17 protein-coding genes are annotated in these 19,895 nt (G+C 37.6%); 12 read left to right on the top strand and 5 right to left on the bottom strand.

Going from position 1 to position 19,895, the window contains the following annotated elements; genetic code table 11:
- Nucleotides 1-29: 29 nt before the first annotated feature.
- Both ABJ974_RS12905 and ABJ974_RS12900 read right to left on the bottom strand, forming a co-directional pair.
- Nucleotides 30-353, bottom strand: a complete 324-nt coding sequence (locus ABJ974_RS12905; protein WP_419868654.1) for a helix-turn-helix domain-containing protein — start codon at nucleotides 351-353, stop codon at nucleotides 30-32.
- 11 nt (nucleotides 354-364) lie between these two features.
- Nucleotides 365-790 carry a transposase gene (locus tag ABJ974_RS12900; protein ID WP_419868653.1) on the bottom strand — a complete coding sequence of 142 codons (426 nt, stop codon included), beginning with the start codon at nucleotides 788-790 and terminating at the stop codon, nucleotides 365-367.
- A 549-nt stretch (nucleotides 791-1,339) separates the two neighbouring features.
- Here ABJ974_RS12900 and ABJ974_RS12895 point away from each other — a divergent pair.
- Together ABJ974_RS12895 and ABJ974_RS12890 are read left to right on the top strand one after the other, a co-directional pair.
- Nucleotides 1,340-2,881: a SulP family inorganic anion transporter gene (locus ABJ974_RS12895; RefSeq protein WP_419868652.1), complete on the top strand. Its 1,542-nt coding sequence runs from the start codon at nucleotides 1,340-1,342 to the stop codon at nucleotides 2,879-2,881.
- 214 nt (nucleotides 2,882-3,095) lie between these two features.
- Nucleotides 3,096-4,040 carry a TerC/Alx family metal homeostasis membrane protein gene (locus ABJ974_RS12890; protein ID WP_419870974.1) on the top strand — a complete coding sequence of 315 codons (945 nt, stop codon included), beginning with the start codon at nucleotides 3,096-3,098 and terminating at the stop codon, nucleotides 4,038-4,040.
- A 37-nt stretch (nucleotides 4,041-4,077) separates the two neighbouring features.
- Here the strand turns inward: ABJ974_RS12890 and ABJ974_RS12885 are convergent, their stop codons facing one another.
- The gene (locus ABJ974_RS12885) at nucleotides 4,078-5,088 is read right to left on the bottom strand and encodes a catalase family protein (protein WP_419868651.1); all 1,011 of its coding nucleotides are present in this window, start codon (nucleotides 5,086-5,088) and stop codon (nucleotides 4,078-4,080) included.
- Nucleotides 5,089-5,222: 134 nt separating this feature from the next.
- Between ABJ974_RS12885 and ABJ974_RS12880 the strand changes: the two genes are divergently transcribed.
- The 5 genes from ABJ974_RS12880 (at nucleotide 5,223) to ABJ974_RS12860 (ending at nucleotide 9,117) form a co-directional block, all read left to right on the top strand.
- Nucleotides 5,223-5,657 carry an FKBP-type peptidyl-prolyl cis-trans isomerase gene (locus tag ABJ974_RS12880; RefSeq protein ID WP_419868650.1) on the top strand — a complete coding sequence of 145 codons (435 nt, stop codon included), beginning with the start codon at nucleotides 5,223-5,225 and terminating at the stop codon, nucleotides 5,655-5,657.
- A gap of 131 nt (nucleotides 5,658-5,788) precedes the next feature.
- The gene (locus ABJ974_RS12875; protein ID WP_419868649.1) at nucleotides 5,789-6,739 is read left to right on the top strand and encodes a hypothetical protein; all 951 of its coding nucleotides are present in this window, start codon (nucleotides 5,789-5,791) and stop codon (nucleotides 6,737-6,739) included.
- 62 nt (nucleotides 6,740-6,801) lie between these two features.
- Nucleotides 6,802-7,212 carry an Rrf2 family transcriptional regulator gene (locus ABJ974_RS12870; RefSeq protein WP_419868648.1) on the top strand — a complete coding sequence of 137 codons (411 nt, stop codon included), beginning with the start codon at nucleotides 6,802-6,804 and terminating at the stop codon, nucleotides 7,210-7,212.
- 58 nt (nucleotides 7,213-7,270) lie between these two features.
- On the top strand, nucleotides 7,271-7,924 hold the full coding sequence (locus ABJ974_RS12865) for an NAD(P)-dependent oxidoreductase (protein WP_419868647.1): 654 nt from the start codon (nucleotides 7,271-7,273) through the stop codon (nucleotides 7,922-7,924).
- A 20-nt stretch (nucleotides 7,925-7,944) separates the two neighbouring features.
- The gene (locus ABJ974_RS12860; protein ID WP_419868646.1) at nucleotides 7,945-9,117 is read left to right on the top strand and encodes a MoaF-related domain-containing protein; all 1,173 of its coding nucleotides are present in this window, start codon (nucleotides 7,945-7,947) and stop codon (nucleotides 9,115-9,117) included.
- 67 nt (nucleotides 9,118-9,184) lie between these two features.
- Here ABJ974_RS12860 and ABJ974_RS12855 read toward each other — a convergent pair whose 3' ends face one another.
- Nucleotides 9,185-10,174: a peptidoglycan DD-metalloendopeptidase family protein gene (locus ABJ974_RS12855; protein WP_419868645.1), complete on the bottom strand. Its 990-nt coding sequence runs from the start codon at nucleotides 10,172-10,174 to the stop codon at nucleotides 9,185-9,187.
- Nucleotides 10,175-10,396: 222 nt separating this feature from the next.
- On the opposite strand from ABJ974_RS12855, the gene ABJ974_RS12850 reads away from it, so the two are divergent.
- Both ABJ974_RS12850 and mqo read left to right on the top strand, forming a co-directional pair.
- A complete protein-coding gene (locus ABJ974_RS12850; protein ID WP_419868644.1) occupies nucleotides 10,397-11,437 on the top strand; it encodes an NAD(P)H-dependent glycerol-3-phosphate dehydrogenase in 1,041 nt (346 codons plus the stop codon).
- Nucleotides 11,438-11,594: 157 nt separating this feature from the next.
- The gene (mqo, locus tag ABJ974_RS12845) at nucleotides 11,595-13,097 is read left to right on the top strand and encodes a malate dehydrogenase (quinone) (RefSeq protein WP_419868643.1); all 1,503 of its coding nucleotides are present in this window, start codon (nucleotides 11,595-11,597) and stop codon (nucleotides 13,095-13,097) included.
- A gap of 72 nt (nucleotides 13,098-13,169) precedes the next feature.
- Here the strand turns inward: mqo and ABJ974_RS12840 are convergent, their stop codons facing one another.
- Complete coding sequence (locus ABJ974_RS12840; RefSeq protein ID WP_419868642.1) at nucleotides 13,170-17,726, bottom strand: fibronectin type III domain-containing protein; 4,557 nt, start codon at nucleotides 17,724-17,726, stop codon at nucleotides 13,170-13,172.
- 620 nt (nucleotides 17,727-18,346) lie between these two features.
- On the opposite strand from ABJ974_RS12840, the gene ABJ974_RS12835 reads away from it, so the two are divergent.
- The 3 genes from ABJ974_RS12835 to ABJ974_RS12825 are packed head-to-tail and all read left to right on the top strand — an operon-like array spanning nucleotide 18,347 to nucleotide 19,886.
- Nucleotides 18,347-18,751 carry a hypothetical protein gene (locus tag ABJ974_RS12835; RefSeq protein WP_419868641.1) on the top strand — a complete coding sequence of 135 codons (405 nt, stop codon included), beginning with the start codon at nucleotides 18,347-18,349 and terminating at the stop codon, nucleotides 18,749-18,751.
- Between the two features lie 47 nt (nucleotides 18,752-18,798).
- Nucleotides 18,799-19,416 (top strand): DUF1684 domain-containing protein, encoded by a 618-nt coding sequence (locus ABJ974_RS12830; RefSeq protein WP_419868640.1) that lies wholly within the window; start codon nucleotides 18,799-18,801, stop codon nucleotides 19,414-19,416.
- Nucleotides 19,416-19,886 (top strand): GNAT family N-acetyltransferase, encoded by a 471-nt coding sequence (locus tag ABJ974_RS12825; protein ID WP_419868639.1) that lies wholly within the window; start codon nucleotides 19,416-19,418, stop codon nucleotides 19,884-19,886. The genes ABJ974_RS12830 and ABJ974_RS12825 overlap by 1 nt, the downstream gene beginning before the upstream one ends.
- The last annotated feature ends 9 nt before the right edge of the window (nucleotides 19,887-19,895 follow it).

Below are 19,895 nucleotides of genomic sequence, written 5' to 3'. Positions count from 1 at the left end.
ACGCCTGTAATATGTACAGGCGTTTTTATTTATATTTCCTCACCAAATGTTTTTCGCCATTTGGTGAGAGTAGTCCTGCTGATTTTATACTTTTTAGACATATAGTTGGTGGAAAACCCGTGCTGCTTTTGGTATTGTAAAAGTTTAAGCATCGTTTTGCGGTCGTAGGTTTTTAATTTCTGATTATCTTTTAAGCTTTGTTTGGACTGCTTGAATATTTTTTCATTGAAGTTAAGGATATCTTCACAAGTATTCAGGTTCTGAAGCTGTTTCTTTATTGTCGGTTCTGTGAGTTTTTCAGGACACTCGAGGCGAATAAGATCCTCGTAGATTTTGGTGTAATTTGGGCGCATAGGATTTGTGTTTACTGGTCAGTGTTTTTCTTTTGTAGCCAACGGTGAAGTGTACTCTTGGGAATGGAATATTGATCAATAATATCCTGTAAGGTCATTTCTCCCGAGGTAATTCTTTTAATGATAAAATCTTTAATTTCCTGGGTGTAAATATTCTTTCTGAAATAAGGGATCTTTTCAGATTTTTGAACTTTTTTGTTGACAGCGGAAGGTGGAGAATATAAAATAAGATGAGAGCTGTAAAGCCTGAAAAAATCATACTCCAGTAATTTACAGAATCGTAAAAGGATTTCGGAATCCAGAGACTTACTGTTATAGACTTCTTCGAGGAACTTTTCATCTTCGTTGAGGAAATTACAGATCCTTTCGGTGGTGACTTCTTGTTCCTCAACTCTTTCTTTGATAAACTCACCTATGTGTATTTCTTTATATAACATTAATAATAGGACTTTTTTAATGGACATGAAAAAAATTATCATAAAGATCAGGAAAGGGAAGATATGAAGCTTATGAGCTCAATCACAATTTTATGGAATTTCTAAAGAACAATGCATTCGGTTACCACATTACAATCCTCCTTTTACTTGAATCTTTTATCTAAATCTTTTATTGCTTTTAACTTTATTATTTATAATTATTTCAAACAATAGATAAAATTAACTGTTTAAAACGTTTTTTATGCACTTCTTTGTTGTTGATTAATTGAATTAATTAGCTTATTTCTTTCAAATATAGAAAAAATGAGTAATAAATAAAAAATTCAGGTTAAAAAAATTTCAAAATCTTCAATTTTTTTTGAAAAAAATACTAATAATTTATGATAATGTGTTAAATAACAGTTGATAATTTATTTTATAGGGCTCTTTTTAGTGAAATATTAATTTAGTGTTAATTTTTAATTGTGTAAAATATTTCAAGTCAATACCTTTGTAAATTCAAGGAAGAGAAGGTAGTTTCTTGATTATTTATACTTTCGTATGTAGACTATGGTAAAATCGGCTGATATATTATTCGACTTTTCGAAAAAAATAAATTATAAAAATGAATTATTAGCTGGTTTTACAGTAGCTATGACGATGATCCCTGAATCTCTTTCATTTGCTATTCTGGCAGGACTTTCTCCTTTAACAGGGCTTTATGCGGCATTTCTTATGGGGCTGGTGACGGCTATTTTAGGAGGGCGGCCGGGAATGGTGTCCGGAGGGGCAGGTGCTACCATTGTGGTTTTGATAGCTTTAGCCAAATCTCATGGTGTGGAATATCTGTTTGCAACGGTTATACTGGCCGGAATATTTCAGATTTTGGTAGGAGCCTTTAAGCTGGGGAAATTTGTCCGGCTTATTCCACAGCCCGTAATGTATGGTTTTCTTAATGGATTAGCGGTTATTATTTTTATGGCTCAGGTAGAACAGTTTAAAATCACCGGAAGTGATGGAGTGGTAAGCTGGTTACAGGGAACACCCTTATATATAATGACCGGGTTAACGCTTCTTACCATTGGTGTGGTTTATTTTTTTCCTAAACTTACCAGGACGGTGCCGGCTTCGCTGGTGGCTATTTTATTTGTCTTCGGAGTAGTCAGTATTTTTGGAATACCGACTAAAACAGTGTCGGATATTGCTCATATAAGCGGGAATCTTCCGCAGTTTAGCCTTCCTGAAGTTCCGTTTTCTATGGAGACGCTTACGATCATATTTCCTTATGCTCTTATTATGGCGGGAGTAGGGTTGATAGAATCCTTACTTACCCTTTCTATGGTGGATGAAATTACCAATTCCAAAGGAAATGCCAATCGCGAATCTATGGCTCAGGGTGTGGCTAATATTACCAACGGCTTTTTTGGTGGAATGGGCGGATGTGCTATGGTGGCCCAGACATTGGTAAACCTGAACGCCGGATCCCGGGCAAGGTTGTCAGGAATAATAGCTTCCATCACTATTTTAATTATTATTTTGTTTGGAGCCTCTTTCATTGAAAAAATTCCTATGGCTGCATTGGTGGGGGTTATGATGATGGTTGCTATAAGTACATTTCAGTGGGTTTCGGTTCGGATTATCAATAAAATGCCCAGGTCGGACATATTTGTAGGAATTACAGTGGCATTAATTACTGTTATCCTTCATAATCTTGCATTAGCTGTTTTAATCGGAGTCATAATTTCAGCCTTGGTCTTTGCATGGGATAATGCCAAAAGGATAAGAGCCAGAAAATATGTAGATGATAACGGAGTAAAGCACTACGAAATATTTGGACCTTTGTTTTTCGGTTCCGTAGCCGCTTTTAGTGAGAAATTTGATCCTATGGAGGATCCGGAGGAAGTCGTCGTGGACTTTAAAGAAAGCCGAATTGTTGATATGAGTGCTATTGATGCCCTGAATAAATTGTCAAAACGTTATCATCAGCAGAATAAAACCTTATTTCTCCGCCACTTGAGTGACGACTGCCGGAAGATGCTCAAAAATGCAGAAGCAGTGATTGAAGTGAACATACAGGATGATCCCACCTATAAAGTGATGCCTGAAAGATAAGGCAGGGATTACATAAATGCAATATTATTAACTGATTAATTGTGTTAATTTACATTCAAAAAATACTTTTATAATAGGAGGATTCTATTTTAAGTACTATCTTTGATGTATTGTTTTAATGAACATAAACACTGGATTTAAAGTGGAAAAACATCAAGGTATTTTAGATCTTCATCCGGGATTGGTTTGGGGATTTGCGGTGACGGTTATAATTATGCTTCTTCTGGATTTAGGGGTCTTTAATAAAAAAAGTCATGAGGTTTCCTCAAAAGAAGCTACCGTATGGTCAGTAGTCTGGATTTCGTTATCTATGATTTTTTCAGGAGTAGTGTATTGGGTATTCAATGAAGCGGATAGCCATGAGCTTGCAGTAGAAAAATTTACACAATATCAGGCAGCCTACTGGATAGAAAAAGCACTTTCCGTAGATAATCTTTTCGTATTTATACTGGTTTTTGGATTTTTTAAAGTTCCTAAATATTTGCACCATAAAGTACTTTTCTGGGGAATTATCGGAGCTTTGATATTCAGGGCGATATTTATTTTTGCAGGAGTAGAAATTATTAATCTGACCTTCCTTCCCAAAATGATGGTCTTTGGAGAATTTGTCAGGATCAATGTAGTCATGACCCTGTTCGGATTATTCCTGATATATGCGGGGATTAAATCCTGGGGTGGAGGACATGCGGATGAAGAAGATGAAGATTACAGCAATACAGCAGGGGCAAGACTTATAAAAAGCTTCTGGAAGGTTTCCGATAACTATGATGGAGATAAGTTCTTCACCGTTCAGAATGGGATAAAAATGGCTACACCCCTTTTGGTAGTGGTAAGTGTTATTGAATTTACCGATGTTTTATTTGCGGTAGATTCCATTCCGGCGATATTTGCTATTTCCAATGACCCTTTTATTCTGTACACCTCTAATATTTTTGCTATCTTAGGATTAAGATCACTTTATTTCCTGCTGGCAAACTTTATCTATATGTTCAGCAAACTGTCCTACGGATTGGCTGTAATATTAACTTTCATTGGAATTAAAATGTTAATTGCACCGTGGTATCATCTGCCATCGCCTGTTTCATTGAGTATCGTAGCAGGAGTACTTATCATTTCGGTGATTGTTTCGCTGTTGTTTCCTGAAAAGAAAAAATTATAATAATATTTGAAGAGGCTTTATGATTGTAAAGCCTTTTTTATTTTGTAACATCAGCCTTTCCATGCAGTAGATTGTTGATTTTTTCCCTGGTTTTAAAAGAAACTCTATAAGCTTCATCTCTCAGCTTCTGAATTTTTCCAACAGGTTTCAGACTTTCGATATTGTCAAAAGGATTGAAAGACAGCATCTCTATTTCAGGTTCTTTAGGATTTAAAAAAGAGTTTTTCTGAAGTATGACCTCCCCGATTTTAAAATAGGGAGCACTTTTCCATTCCCTGTTGAGTAGGTTGACAGGCTGATCTTTCAGGTTATAACAAAATTGTACATAGACCTCCGAAACAAAATCTGATGAAGATAAAGTCTCTTTAATAGTTTTTTGAGGTGGAGTCTCAGTTTTGGAATGATCTTTTATCTTAGGACTCAGCTTTATTTTAATCATATGCTCTCCCAAGCGGTAAACTCCTACGGAATGGTAATTGAAAGACAGGATGGAGTCGTTCCTCTTCTTCAAAAATAACATCACATTTTTTATAAAAGAGACAGTGAGAAGTGAGGGTAGCATTTTTAAAATCTGTAAGGAGAATGAGAAGAATTTAAAATAGTTTTTAAGGAAAATTTTATTTAACGAAGTAAAAAGTTTTAAAAAAGTACTTACGGAATTTAAGGGAAACAGGGGGAAGTTGACCAATGGGTAATTGGCAATAACCCGATCACCATCTTTAATTTTTACAGACATTCCATAAGCGGGAATATCTTTTTTATATTTTTTAATTTTCAGGTGGGCATTGGAAAACCTTACGATGATATCATATTGCTCTTTGTCGAAAAAGCGGTCTAGGTGATACGGAAGATTTTTGTCTACTTTAAATTTCCCTGTTACCACTGCATAAGTTTTAGCATGGGCATCACGGGTGGCATAATTAATATCATTGATAGCAGACGAATGTTCCACATATTCCGCAATGCTTAATTTGGCTGCTTCCAGGAGTTTCTTTTCTTCCTCCGTAAGTTCACTGAATTTTTGATTGTATTTTAAAGTTGACCTCATACATTATTAGTTCAATTATAAAGCCAATTATATATTATTTATAATCAATTAATATTATTTTATGGTAATATTTTTGTTAAAAAATTGATTCAGCTAGCCGGTAAGAAACTTTATCTTTGTAGAAATATTATATTATGGGAATAGCAGATTTATTATTCAAGCGTAAAAAAGAACTGGCAGAAAAGAACCTTAATGAAGGAAAAGCTTTCATGACCGAAAATGCGGAAAAAGAAGGCGTAGTGACCTTGCCAAGCGGCTTACAGTATGAGATTATAACAGAAGGAGCAGGAAATAAGCCTAAAGAGACAGACACTGTAAAATGCCATTACCATGGAACCACCATACAGGGAAGTGTATTTGATAGTTCCGTAAACAGAGGTACTCCGGCATCTTTTCCTTTAAACAGAGTAATTAAAGGCTGGACCGAAGCTTTACAGCTAATGCCGGTAGGAAGTAAATGGAAACTGATCATTCCCCCTCACTTAGCTTACGGAGAAGAACAGATCAGTAAAGAGATCGGACCAAACAGTACGCTTATTTTTGAAGTGGAGCTATTAGATATCGTTTGACAAAAAACGTTCTGATTTAAACGGAATAAAAATTTATCTGCAAGCGGGTAAATTTTTTTTATTATGTTAAGGAAATTTGAATAAGATTGAGTAAATTCATGGATTATACTTTAAGCTAAAGTTACAAACAAATGAAGAAAATATTTTACCTTTTCGCCCTGATGGGGCTGTTAAGTTCCTGTGTTTCCAAAAAGAACCAGCTCATCAAGCAAAATATTCTCACTTTAAGGGACAGCTATTGCAAAGCCCCTTTTAAATACAATTATACCAACAGGTTACCTTCTTATAACTCAGATTCCATTTTGACTGCCAATAAAGGACTGAGGGATTATTTTTCCGATCAAAGCATTTTAATACTTAATGCGCTGGGAAATCTGGATGAGGTAGATCAGATTATGGAACTGAAAAAAGACTCTTCAGTAGCAGCACAGGTGAAGGTTTTGCAGCTGAAAAGCAAGATCAACAGTAAGATCACCATTGCTCTCACCGAACTGGATGCAGTAGCTGCTGAATTTGACTGTGAAGGAGAAAGGGTGGCTCAGATTGGAAACTATGTGGATAACCTTAATGAATCAAGAAATAACAAGCTTATTTTATATTCCATTATTGCCGGAGCAAGTGCCTCTATTGCCGGCGGTATCGTGAAGGATGAAGGATGGAGTAATGCCATTGATATCGGAGGTGGGGTCCTGGGAGCCGGATTTGGTCTTTCGACGCTTAATCCCAAAGGAAGGAAAGTGGAATTTATACATCAGAGAAATCTTCTGAGAGACATCTGGCGGGAAAAGCTGGAATCGCCCAATTTTCCTCCCTTTATCTGGTATATGTACACCGAAAAGAAATTTTCCAACCGGGAGAAACACTCTATCATACAGAATATGAAAGAAAGGTGGCTGCATTATCAGTTTGATGATGACAGTGATGCAGCGGATCATTCCGTTATATTTAGTGATGGTGGATATTACAGGGCGAACGATCTTCATAACCGGGCTGCTATGCTCAACCAGATGCAGTCTGCCACCCGTACCATCAATCAGAATATAAACTATCTTCTTCTGGACCTGGATAAACTGATACTTTAACAAAATTTAACTGTAATATATTTTGTTACAATTAAAAATTGCCTATCTTTGTAGTGTTAAAAATGAACAATACAAGATTTGCTACGGCAATACATATTATGATTTTATTGGCCAAGAGTCCTGGTGAGTGGTTAACCTCTGACTGGATTGCTGGTAGTATCAACGTGAATTCTGTTATTGTTCGGAAAGAAATAGGAGTGTTGAGAGAAGCCGGGCTGATTGTAAGCAGACAGGGAAAAGAAGGAGGAAGCCAGCTGGCTAAAAATGCTGAGAAGATCGACATAGCCGAAATCTATGCAGCCGTAAAGAACTCAGATGTTCTCGGGAAAAAAAATCAGAATCCTAATCCTGCATGCAGTGTGGGAAAAGAAATAAATAATCAATTGAATGTCCTTTTTAAAGATACGGATCAGTTGGTTTTGGATTTCCTAAAAGAAAAAAATCTTCAGGACTTCAGTAATCAGTTTGATTAAAAAATTTTTATCCATAAATGTAATATATTTTATTACAATTAAATTAAAATAAATTATTATGAAAAAAGTAGCAGTAATCGGTGCGACAGGATTTGTAGGTTCGCATATTGTAAAAGAATTAGTAGACAGAGGTTATCAGGTAGAAGCGGTGGTAAGAGATGCCTCCAAAGTTCAGCAGAATGATAAAGTGAGTGCCAAAGGGCTGGACGTAAATAACGTAGACGAATTAGCTGAAAGCTTAAAAGGGAATGATGCTGTGATCAGCGCATTTAACGCAGGTTGGACCAATCCGAATTTATATCAGGATTTCCTTACAGGATCAGAAAATATAGAAAAGGCGGTGGAAAAATCCGGAGTAAAAAGATTGATCGTAGTAGGAGGAGCCGGAAGTTTATACACACCGGACCATGTTCAATTGGTGGACACACCTGATTTTCCGGCAGAAATTAAGCCAGGGGCTACAGCAGCCAGAGACTATCTGAACAAGATTAAAGAAAATAAAACATTAGACTGGACGTTCTTCAGTCCCGCTATTGAAATGCATCAGGGAACAGCCGGTGTAAGAGTAGGGAAATACAGAACTTCCTCAGATACCCCTGTTTTTGATGAGAGCGGAAGAAGTGTGCTTTCAGTGGAAGATGTGGCAGTGGCGCTAGTAGATGAGCTGGAACAAAATAATCATATCAGAGCTCGTTTTACAGCAGCTTACTAAAAAACATAAATCTATACATAATGATACTAAAGAAATTATTTTCGATACTCGGTTTGTTCGGTTTTGCGTCCTTGTTACTTGCAGGGAATTTAAAGGTCAAAGTTTACAATCCCGGAACTAAAGCCATATTTCCTATTACGTCCACTATCATATATGGAGATGAAAATGCCATACTTATTGATGCCCAGTTTCAGAAGCAATATGCTGAGCAGCTGGTGAAAGAAATCAAAGCTACAGGTAAAAACCTTACAACTGTTTTTATTTCTCATAGCGACCCTGACTTTTATTTTGGGTTAGATGTAATTAAAAAAGCATTCCCAAATGTGAAGATCATATCTACCGCACAGACTGCTTACCTGATTTCAGCTTCTAAAGATGAGAAAATGGCAGTGTGGGGACCACAGTTGAAAGGAGACGCCCCTTCGGAGATCATTATTCCGCAGGCAGTCACTTCCATTCCTAATCTGGAAGGAAATAAAATTGAATTAAAGCAAAACCCTGCGGACCCCGCTCACAGCTTTATTTGGATTCCATCTTTAAAAACGGTTTTAGGCGGAATATCAGTTTCCGTGGATTCTCACATTTGGATGGCGGACACACAAAACCAAAAGGCCATAGACCAATGGATTGGGCAGATTGATGCCATGAAATCGCTTAATCCGGCACAGGTGATTCCTTCTCATTATGCCAAACAGACAATGTCGCCGGAGCCTCTGGATTTTGTAAAAACTTATCTGGAAAATTATAAAAAAGCAGTTACGGAAAACAAAACATCAGAAGGAATCGTGAACTTTATGTTGAAGCAATATCCGGCTCTTCCAGGAAAAGATGAACTGGTAATGGGAGCTAAAGTTTACACCGGTGAAACGGCTTGGGAAGTTAAATCACCTTATCCGGCTATCGGAAAACAGGTAACAGTAGACTTCGGGGAACTTAAATTCAGGCTGGACTTTAAAGATAACAAGACCATGTCTTTTGTAGGAACTGAAGGCTCCTCAAAAGGAGTTACGGATACCGTAGAATATACTGCTGTGGAAGTTGCTAAAAACGTTTTTATGGTGTATTGGCATGAGCCTAAAACCGGAGCTAATGTAACCCACATTCAGGACTATAATAAAAATGTGGTATACACAAATATTGCAGAAAAAGATGGTTCGTTTGCCCATTTTAAAGGAACGATCACTATTCTTTAATATATAAAACATTTGCCTATTATATTTAAAAAAACCTGTCTTCAATAAATGAAGACAGGTTTTGCTTTTATAGGTTCATAAATAATTTCGGATTGATCGGCGTATTATTTTTGTGTACTTCATAATGAAGATGAGGGCCTGTTGACCTTCCTGAATTTCCGGACTTGGCAATCACCTGCCCGACTTTCACTTTGTCGTTTGCTTTTACTTCAAGCTCGGAGAGGTGGCCATATAAAGTGGCGAGCCCGTTACCGTGAGAAACAATGACGCAGTTTCCATAACCTCCTTTTTGCCCGGAGAATATAACGGTTCCCGCTGCTGTGGCTACCACATCGGAACCATAGGCGACTGCAATATCAAGTCCTTTATGAAACTGCATTTGATCAGCTTCTGCAGGAGCATTATTTTTTTCAGCAGGTTGTGATGTTGTATTGGATGCTGTTTTTGGTGAAGCTGAAGAAGCTGCCGGTTTAGGTGTTACCATTACCTTAACTTCTCTTACATTCCCATAGCTGTCGGTGACTTCTATAGTCTTTTCCACAGGTTCTGCCTTTACTTCAGGAGCAGGAGCAACTGTCTTTGATTCGGTTTTGGGTTTTACGGAGGCATATACGGTCTTGAAAGGAATAGGATTTTTCCTCACTCCGAAATTGGACGAAATATAGCCTTCAGTCGGCATTCCCAAAGGAACCTGCATCAGTTTTTTCTGTAAATCCATTAAATACTGGCTGTAACGGTTGGCTTGTTTCGCCAGGTAAACAGAATTTGAAATGCTGTCTTTATTTAAAATCGTAAGTCTTTCATTAAAAATATCTTTGGATTTTAAAAATGAATTAAGCTGAGCTACAGTCTGATCCACCAGGGTTAGATCTGTTTTCATTTTTAAATAATCAACACTGTCTTTTTCCGTATTGATCTTTACGAGGTTTACCTCATAAGTCTTATTGTCTCTTTGGGTAAATAGTCTAGCAATGAATATGCTTTGTGCAAAAACGACAAGTAAAAGAACACCAAGCAGTGTTTTTACTTTCTTTTTACTGTTGAGAAAGTTCTTCATTTTATGATCTCTTAATTTAAAAACGGTTTAGGCTTGCAAATTTAATTAAAAATAAGTTTTGATGGGTATTGTTATTATAAATTTATTTTTATCCCTATTTAATGTGTTTTTACGTATTTAATTATCTGTAAACGTTAATTTTTTATAAAAATGACTTTTATTCTTGTTTTCTAAACCCTTATTAATTCTTTGTTTAATATCTTTGCGGCTCACATTTGAACTATGGCGAAAAAGAAAACGGTTTCAGAATCTTCATCTCAGAAAAAGAATAAAAAAGAGGTTGCAGTAGGCGTTGTGGGAAGTGGTAGTTTTGCCACGGCTATTGTAAAAATGCTGGTTGAAAACTGCAAAGTGGTACATTGGTGTGTAAGAAATGAATTTGTAAAAGGGGCTATTGAACTTCGTGGGCATAATCCTAATTATCTTACAGCTGTTAATTTTAACTTAAAAAATTTAAAACTGACCACAGATATCAATGAGTTGGTGACAGCTTGTGATATTATCGTGCTGGCAACTCCATCTATTTATCTTTCCGATACTTTGGATAAAATGACCTGTGATTACAAAGAAAAGATTTTTGTTTCTGCTATTAAAGGGATCATTCCTAAAGTAAATGATGTAGTAGCCCATTATCTTAGAGATGAATTTAAAATAGGATTTAGAAATCAGGCTGTAATTGCGGGACCTTGTCATGCGGAGGAGGTAGCGATGGAAAGACTTTCTTATCTTACTATTGCTACGGTAGAAGATAAAGTTTCCGAGCAGTTGGTGAATATTTTTAATTCTGATTTTATAAAAGTGCATTCCAGTAAAGATGTGCTGGGAAATGAATACAGTGCTATTTTAAAAAATATTTTTGCGATCGGAGCAGGAATAGCTAGCGGACTGGGATATGGCGATAACTTCACTGCGGTTTTTGTTTCCAATGCCATCAGGGAGATGGAAATCTTTTTGGAAGCCGTATACGAAGCTCCGAGGGATGTTAATGAAAGTGCCTATCTGGGGGATTTGCTTGTAACAGCTTACTCTCTATTCTCCAGAAACAGGAACCTCGGAAATCTGATAGGTAAAGGATATACCGTGAAATCTGCCATTCAGTCTATGAACATGGTAGCGGAAGGATACTATGCAGCCGATTCCATTTATAAGACAGCTAAGCAGAAAAAGCTGGAGCTTCCTATTATTGATACAGTGTACGCTATATTATATGAAGGAAAGAATGCCGAAAAACAATTTAAAAAATTAACGGCGAAGCTTAATTAAACTTATATTAAATATAAAATAATAAACACCAGTCAATTGATTGGTGTTTTTTTTATTGAAAATTCCTATAATTTTCATGCTTAATTACAATGTTAAAAAAGTTAAACACATTCTCTATTTTAATAGTTTTCCCGAAATTAGTGGTAAAATTTATGTTATGCCACAATCGGTAAAAAGAACACCCAAATCTAAATATGATGTTGTATTGATAGGATGTGGGATCATGAGTGCGACTCTGGCCACCTTGCTTCACGAATTTAATCCTAACCTTGAAATTGCGATTTTTGAAAGACTTGGCAGGTTTGCCAAAGAAAGTACTGCAGCCTGGAATAATGCGGGGACAGGGCATTCTGCGTTTTGTGAGCTTAATTATACTCCGGAGAAAGCAGATGGAAGTATCGATATTTCCAAAGCAGAAAGTATTGCCGAGCAATTTGAAGTTTCCAAACAGTTTTGGTCCTATCTGATCAGTAAAGGATATGTAAGCAATCCTAAAGAATTTATTAATTCATGTCCTCATATGAGTCTCGTATTTGGAGAAAAAGATGCTGAATTTTTAAGAAAGAGACATGCTAAAATGACGCAGTCGGTTCTTTTCTCTCAAATGCAGTTTTCCAATGATCATGAAAAACTGAATGAATGGATTCCATTAGTAATGAGTAAAAGGAATAAGTCCGAAGTTTTGGCAGCGACTAAAATGGATCTCGGAACCGATGTTAATTTTGGAAGTCTTACCAGAAAAATGACGAGACATTTAACAGAAGACTCCAGTGTTGAGATTTTCCTTTACCATGAAGTAAAAGATATTGATCCTAAAAAAGACGGAACTTGGGAAATGAAAGTGAAAGATAGGATCAACAGACAAAAACATGAAGTAGACGCCGATTTCGTATTCATCGGGGCAGGAGGTTATGCTCTTCCGTTATTGGAAAGCTCAGATATTAAGGAAAGTGAAGGATACGGAGGTTTTCCGGTTTCCGGGCAGTGGCTGGTAAGTCATAATCCGGAGCTGGTGGAAAAACATCAGGCAAAAGTATATACGCAGGCAACGGTGGATGCACCGCCTATGTCTGTTCCTCACCTGGATTTAAGAATTATTGACGGTAAGAAAGCTTTACTTTTTGGTCCTTTTGCCGGATTCTCCACCAAATTTTTGAAAGAAGGAAGCTATCTGGATTTACCGGAAAGTGTCAATACGAAGAATATAAGATCTTTATTCGGTGCATGGTGGCATAATATTCCTTTAACCAAATACCTTATCCAGCAGGTAGCTATGACGAAGTCCCAGAGAATGCAGCATTTAAGAGAATTTATTAAAGATGCAAAAGAAGAAGACTGGGAACTTAAAATAGCGGGACAAAGAGTTCAGGTAATCAAAAAAGATGAAAAAGATGGAGGTAAACTTGAATTCGGTACCGAGGTGGTTGTCAATAAAAAGGGAACCATTGCTTCTTTATTAGGAGCTTCCCCGGGAGCATCAACCGCAGTATACGCCATGTTGGATGTCTTGGAAAAATGTTTTCCTGCTCAAATGAAAGGAGAATGGAGAGAGAAATTATTGGAAATAGTTCCTTCCTATGGACAGAAATTAGCTCAAAATCCTGAGCTTACAGAGAAAATAAGAAGCTATACTAAAGAGAAATTGGAATTGGAATATTAATTCTGATCGATAATATAAAGGGCTGACAATTATTTTTATTGTCAGCCCTTTATCAATTAAATAGGTAATAATTTATTCTTTGAGAAACTTTTTCTGGATGGTTTGCTCACCGTCTTCAATATCTAATAGGTATAATCCCTGTGCTAACTGACCTACATTCATTTTATTATTTAAAATAATTCCGGTAGATATAAGCTGTCCGGTTGCATTGTACAACTTGTAATTGGCCCTCGCACTGATGTTCTTAACATTCAATACGGAACGAACCGGATTAGGATAAATCAGGATTTGGGTCTGATCTAAAGGATTGGAAATGGGCTGCTTAGAAATTCTTACCGTATAATCTTCCACTTCTCCGTTATCAAAGCTTGTACAGTTTACGGGAATTTTGCCCTTTTGAACAGCTACTCTCATCACAACATATTTATAATCTGTCATGCTGATGAAGGCATCTGCCGGTACACTGAATGTTCCTGTAACAGGAGTTGTCGTGTTCGGAGATGATACCAGAATCCTTTCATCAATATCAAAGTATCCGTTTCTGTCAAAGTCGATCCATACGGCCACTCCTTCATTCTCATTGTTTCCTACCCATGATTTGGTGATGGATATCTCATTATTCGTAGAACCCTGAACAAGCTCAATAAATGCAGCAGGATCATTCGTGAAGTCTGAATAATTATTAGCTCCCGAATCATTTGACATCTCAGGTTTTCCATTCGGCTTCACGGTAACATTCGAAATGTATTCGCTTGCTGAGTTGGTCGAAGACATCTGACAGTAAATGACCGTAGGTGTTGTAAAGTAATAAGGCTCTGTATAAGTTCCAGGGGTACCGTTACAAACATTTACGACCTGCATTTCATATTTCGTTAACTCGGTTAATCCGATAAGGGTATGCGTATTGGTAGATACTGCAATATTGGTCCAGCTTGGAATACCTACTTTTCTATATCTCAGGATATAGGTAGCTCCAGGGAAAGGATCCCATTCCACAACGGCTGTTGTAGGAGTGATATTGGTGATCGTTAATCCAGGAGGAGGCAGTTCACATGTTCTCTCTGTTGTAAATACTTTTACATTTGAGTATGGATTGATTGTAGTTTCATTGATACACTTATTGGCTACCTGAACCTCATACGTGGTGTAAGGGGCAAGGCTTTGAATAGTATAAGAATTAGCCGGAGGTGCCGGTAAGTTATTAACCTCAGTCCATGTGGTGGTTCCCACTTCTCTGTATCTCAATACATAAGTAGAGCTGGCTGCAAGAGGTGCCCATGTTACCAAGGCAGTGGTCGTAGTGATATTACTTACCGTTACGTTGGGTGGTGTAGGATCACATCGGGTTTCAAATTCATTATGGGAATAAAGCCCTTCCATATTATTACAAACCGCAGCTACTTCCGCTTCGTACAATGTGGCAGGAAGAAGGTTGGGCAGTATATAAGAGTGACTTCCCGGAGGGCTTGCAGGAATATTCACGGTTAACCATGTAGTGGTTCCTACGGGCCGGTACCTGATGATATAATTAGCTCCTCCCGTATCTTGTGACCAATTTATAATAGCTGTGTTATGAGTGATATTATCAACCGTTGATAAAGGAGTCTCGTTGCTGCATTTAAATAATCGTATGTTGTCAATAGCTGCGGGAGGCTGGGTACCGCCATATCCGTTATTTCTCCATTCAAATACCAGGCGCATGGTTGATCCTGCGAAACTGCTTACATCCAGATTAGTATTCAGATAAGTTTGCCAGGAACTTTGTTGATTATAGTTACCTCCCACCTGAATTCTCCCGCCTGCAGCTGTAATTTGGGTACCCGGTGTAGGGATGAAACCAACAGGAACGAGCCAGACTCTTAAATAATCATAATTATCTCCCCGTGCTTTCCAGTCAAAAGACAATGTTACGATACTGGTGCCGGAAGGAATGTTAATATCTCTGTAAGTATGGATTACACTGGAGTAGGAAGTGCTGTATGTATTGGAATTCCCATTATTATTGGATATGTAAAGGGAAGCAGGAGTATTTCCAGTAGCGGATCCATAGGCCCATTTATTCTTTTGGGTTCCATTAGAAAGGGTAAAATCATTTTCATTGGTGAAATCCTGTTCATAAGGAATGGTAGCTGGTATTTGCAGTGTCTGGAAACCGGGTCCTGCAGTCCATACGCTGTTGTCTGTGGAGCTGCATATGGATTTTACCCACCAATAATAGATTGTATTTGGATTCAGGGAGTTTAGGCTTACTGAAGTTGTAGGAGTAGTTCCTGTGGCTGGCGTTGTAGCGGTAGGCGGTATATTGTCAGTTGAAATGTAATATGAATATCCGCTGGCGGGAGGTGGGGAAGGAGCATTCCAGCTGAGTGTGGCGGACGCAGATGTGATATTGCCGAAAGACAGTGCCGAAGGTATGATACAGGATGGAATGGTCAGTGAAATATTATCCACGGCTGCGGGTGGTTGTGCTCCTAAAGCATAATCATTTCTCCATTCAAATATAAGACGCATGGTGGATCCTGCAAAAGAGCTGATGTCCAGACTGGAATTTGAATAGGTTTGCCAGTTGGCCTGCTGGTTAAAATTGTTACCCACTTTAATTCTTCCGCCTCCCGAGGTAATTGAATTTCCGGAAGGGGTGTAGGTCACAGGAGTAAGCCATACTCTTAAATAGTCAAAGTTGCTTTCTCCCCTTGCTTTCCAGTCAAAAGACAATTTAACGATACTGGTCCCCGGTGGGATAATAATATCTCTGTAAGCATGAACGGTACTGCTGGAAGAGGTGTTATAAGAATTGTCGCTTCCGTTATTGGATATATAAATAGAATTAGGAGGATTCCCCGCTCCTGAACCGTAAATCCATTGATTGGTGTAGTTCCCATTCAGGAAAGTAAGATCATTTTCAGAAGTGAAATCCTGATTATAAGGAAGGGTAGCCGGTAATTGTGGTGTAAGGAAAGTGGGACCGGGAGTCCATATGGTACTATTGGTAGAGCTACAGACGGATTTTACCCACCAGTAATAAGTGGTGCCGGAATTTAATGAGCCTATATTGACAGAATTAGTGGCAGAAGTTCCCGTCGGTAGGGTTGTGGCGGTAGGGGGAATATTCGTAGTTGAAATATAATAAGCATATCCGCTAGCCGGTGAAGGAGTGGGAGCGGTCCATGTAAAAGTCGCTGAATTGTCAGTAATATTGGTAACGGATAATGAGGAAGGGACAACACAGGAAGGAATGCTCAGTGAAATATTGTCTACGGCAGCCGGGGGCTGGGTTCCGGCGATATTGTCATTTCTCCATTCAAATACTAAACGCATGGTAGACCCTGCGAAACTGCTGATATCTAAATTATCATTAAGATAAGTTTGCCATGAGTTTTTTAGATTATAACTATTTCCTATTTTTATTCTTCCTCCTCCCGTGGATATTTGGGTACCTGGTGTAGGGTTAAATGTGACGGGAACCAGCCATACTCTTAAATAATCATAATAATTTTCCCCCTGTGCAAGCCAGTTAAAGGATAAACGGGAAAAAGTGGTTCCGGCAGGAATGCTGATATCCCTGTAAGCATGAACTACACTGGCGGAGTTAATAGTATAGGTATTATCTGTTCCGTTATCGGATATATATAGGGAACCGGCCGGATTTCCGGTAGCGGATCCATAGATCCATTTGTTAACCTGGTTTCCATTCAGTAAAGTAAGGTCATTTTCAGAAGTGAAATCCTGATTGTAAGGAAGAGTAGCGGGTATTTGCGGTAGAATGAAATCAGGTCCTGCTACCCATATGCTGCTTTCCGTAGAGCTGCAGACGGATTTTACCCACCAATAATAAGCTGTACCCTGACTTAGTGAAGGCGGGGTAACTGAAGTGGTCGTAACGGTGCCGGTGGGTATTGTGGAGGAAGTCGGAGGGGTATTGGTGGTAGCTATATAATAAGCATATCCATTCGAAGGTGCCGGAGTGGGGGCGGTCCAGTTTAAAGTTGCGGATGTAGCCGTTATTCCTGTTACAGATAAAGAAGAAGGAAAAATACATGAAGGAATGGAAAAGGATATATTATCTATTGCGGCGGGTGGCTGACTATTGTAATAGTCATCATTGGTCCATTCAAATACGAGTCTCAGGGTAGAACCGGCAAAGCTGCTGATATCCAGATTTGTATTAAGATAGGTTTGCCAGCTGGTTTGCAGGCTGTAATTATTGCCTATTTTTATTTTTCCCCCTCCGGTTGTAATTTCATCTCCTGCCACAGGAGTGAATGAAGATGGGACCATCCATACCCTTAAATAATCATAAGAGTTTTCCCCTTTAGCCTTCCAGTCAAAAGAAAAATTAGCGATACTGGAACCTGCCGGTATATCAAGATCGATGTAGGCATGGACGATACTGTTGGAATTGGATGTATAGGAATTATTAATACCATCACTGGAAATATAGAGGGCATTAGGAGTATTTCCGGTTGCCGATCCGTATACCCACTGATTTTCCTGGCTTCCGTTAACAAGGGTAAGGTCATTTCCTGTGGAAAAGTCCTGTGTGTAAGGTAATGATACAGGCGCCTGACTATGCAGGAAGCTTGCATTCAATAATAATAAAAAAGTAAAAAAAGTAGAGCGTTTAATCATAAATAATAGAGAAATTAATGGTGTGTGCGGACGTATTTTAGATTAAATAATAAAAGGTTATTTAATTCAATATATAGTGAATTGATCGTCAATTGATTTCAATGAAAATTCATAACAAATAATCCTGTAAATAATGAGATAGCTTTAAAAGATTATGTAGTTAATGTCGAAGATCCTTTATAAATAATGAAGAAAAGGGAGAGCATTGAATTTGAAATAATAGTTTTTCATCCATGGAATTTTTTCTTACAAATTTAAAATAATATTTTAATTATTCACATTTTGTGGATTAATTATTGAATTTATTTTTGAAAATTGAATGAATTTATTATTAAATAGATTTGTTTTTGGTGTATTTTTTATTTATTCTTAAAATTAATATTTACTTATAATTGATAATAATTATATTTACCTTAATTTTATTGATTTATTATTAGTTTTAACTTATTAATAATTATTTATAATTTTATTCTTTAATATCAGATATGAAAAAGGAAAAAAATTAGAATGTTTTCTTTTTTCTCAATACTTAAATAAATAATGAGGAGGAGCGAATAGGATAGATATCCCTGCCATTAAATTAAGTACATTTGTAGTGTTTAATTTTTAAAAAATCAGCTGTGGAAACAACGGAAGTAAAACCACTTATTGCTAAAGAAATCCTGGAATCTCTTCAGACCAAAATTGAAGAAGAGAAACAGGTCATTGTGCATTGTTGCTTTCCCGCTTCACCGTTTTTAGGAAATCTGATCAGAATCTGGCCTTCCACTTATCTGATTGATGATGTGACCGGGCACAAAAGCAAATTGATCCATACGGAGAATATCTCTATGTTTCCGGCCTGGACGCCGATACCCTTTATGCAGGATTTCTGGTTTACCCTTATATTTACCGGTTTGCCGAAAGACTGTAAAAGTTTCGATCTTAAAGAAGTAATTCCGGAAGAAGGAGGTTTTTTTGTAGACTCTATCAAACGGAACTCCCTGGATGTTTACCGGGTAAAAATTTCAGAGTCCTTTTCTTAAACCTTTTATTGGCTATCTTAACGTTTCCACATTCAAATGATATTATTATGAAAAAATACAGCCTACTTTTCCTAATTCTGCCCTTATTTGTATTTTCCCAGAAAATGGTTTCAAGGGAAATAACGGAAGTGAGAAAATTCCAGGAGGAGCTTAACGCAGAATATCTGAATCCCAAAGAAACACCTTTAAGAGGAGATAATTTTACCAGTTTTAAAGGACATCCTTTCTTTCCGTTTGATAAAAAATACAGGATTACAGCCACATTTATCCCGACTGAAGATGCCAGACCTTTTGAGATTCCCACCTCTTCAGCAAAATCTAAAAGCTACCGGGAATACGGAAAAGCTAACTTCAGTATAGATGGACAGTCTTATACTTTAACTTTATATCAAAGCATGGATCTGCTTAAACAGGAAAAATATAAAGACTACCTTTTCCTTCCCTTCCGTGATGCTACCAATGGAAAGGAAACCTATGGCGGAGGAAAATATATGGACCTGAAAATCCCAAAGGGGACTACCATTGTGCTGGATTTTAATCAATCCTATCAGCCATTTTGCGCTTATAACGCTTATGATTATAACTGCCCCATTGTTCCTGAAGAAAATAAACTTCCTGTCGAAATCCGTGCGGGAGTGATGTACGAAGATATTTATCATCATTAATGAAACTAGCATTTTATAAAGAAGAGGATTTTTCATCGTTGATCTATGAACTAGATGAAATTCAGAAACGTTATACGGCTACACCCGGAAATGCGCTGAACCGAATTAAAAATGGGGAATTGTCCGATGCTTTTGCTGTGACCATCTTTGATCAGGAAAAGCCTGTTGGTTTTTTCGTTCTGGATTTTGGAAAAGATAAATTGGATATTACCGAAAATACCGATGCTGTGTTGTTGCGTTCGCTATCCGTTAATCCTGATTTTCAGGGAAAAGGATTGGGGAAAGCTGCGATGACGGAAATAGATGATTTTATAAGAAAGCACTTTAAAAACTGCAATGAAATCGTACTCGCAGTGAATCAGAAAAATGATCCTGCCTACCATATGTATTGCAAAGCAGGTTACACCTATGAGGGGAAAACAAGAATCGGGCGCAGCGGACCTCAATACCTGATGTACAAAAAACTTTAAGAAAAATTT

Origin of the sequence: Chryseobacterium sp. CT-SW4, from assembly GCF_048572715.1 — a bacterium.
In the GTDB taxonomy this organism is placed as follows: Bacteria; Bacteroidota; Bacteroidia; order Flavobacteriales; family Weeksellaceae; genus Chryseobacterium.
Note: the sequence above shows the minus strand (reverse complement) of the source record. Positions and strands in the feature narration are given on the sequence as shown.

Bases quoted from the DNA above. Each gene is read 5' to 3' on its own strand.
- ABJ974_RS12905 (WP_419868654.1), bottom strand. From the start codon at position 353: ATGCGCCCAAATTACACCAAAATCTACGAGGATCTTATTCGCCTCGAG.
- ABJ974_RS12900 (WP_419868653.1), bottom strand. From the start codon at position 790: ATGTTATATAAAGAAATACACATAGGTGAGTTTATCAAAGAAAGAGTT.
- ABJ974_RS12895 (WP_419868652.1), top strand. From the start codon at position 1,340: ATGGTAAAATCGGCTGATATATTATTCGACTTTTCGAAAAAAATAAAT.
- ABJ974_RS12890 (WP_419870974.1), top strand. From the start codon at position 3,096: ATGCTTCTTCTGGATTTAGGGGTCTTTAATAAAAAAAGTCATGAGGTT.
- ABJ974_RS12885 (WP_419868651.1), bottom strand. From the start codon at position 5,088: ATGAGGTCAACTTTAAAATACAATCAAAAATTCAGTGAACTTACGGAG.
- ABJ974_RS12880 (WP_419868650.1), top strand. From the start codon at position 5,223: ATGGGAATAGCAGATTTATTATTCAAGCGTAAAAAAGAACTGGCAGAA.
- ABJ974_RS12875 (WP_419868649.1), top strand. From the start codon at position 5,789: ATGAAGAAAATATTTTACCTTTTCGCCCTGATGGGGCTGTTAAGTTCC.
- ABJ974_RS12870 (WP_419868648.1), top strand. From the start codon at position 6,802: ATGAACAATACAAGATTTGCTACGGCAATACATATTATGATTTTATTG.
- ABJ974_RS12865 (WP_419868647.1), top strand. From the start codon at position 7,271: ATGAAAAAAGTAGCAGTAATCGGTGCGACAGGATTTGTAGGTTCGCAT.
- ABJ974_RS12860 (WP_419868646.1), top strand. From the start codon at position 7,945: ATGATACTAAAGAAATTATTTTCGATACTCGGTTTGTTCGGTTTTGCG.
- ABJ974_RS12855 (WP_419868645.1), bottom strand. From the start codon at position 10,174: ATGAAGAACTTTCTCAACAGTAAAAAGAAAGTAAAAACACTGCTTGGT.
- ABJ974_RS12850 (WP_419868644.1), top strand. From the start codon at position 10,397: ATGGCGAAAAAGAAAACGGTTTCAGAATCTTCATCTCAGAAAAAGAAT.
- mqo (WP_419868643.1), top strand. From the start codon at position 11,595: ATGCCACAATCGGTAAAAAGAACACCCAAATCTAAATATGATGTTGTA.
- ABJ974_RS12840 (WP_419868642.1), bottom strand. From the start codon at position 17,726: ATGATTAAACGCTCTACTTTTTTTACTTTTTTATTATTATTGAATGCA.
- ABJ974_RS12830 (WP_419868640.1), top strand. From the start codon at position 18,799: ATGAAAAAATACAGCCTACTTTTCCTAATTCTGCCCTTATTTGTATTT.
- ABJ974_RS12825 (WP_419868639.1), top strand. From the start codon at position 19,416: ATGAAACTAGCATTTTATAAAGAAGAGGATTTTTCATCGTTGATCTAT.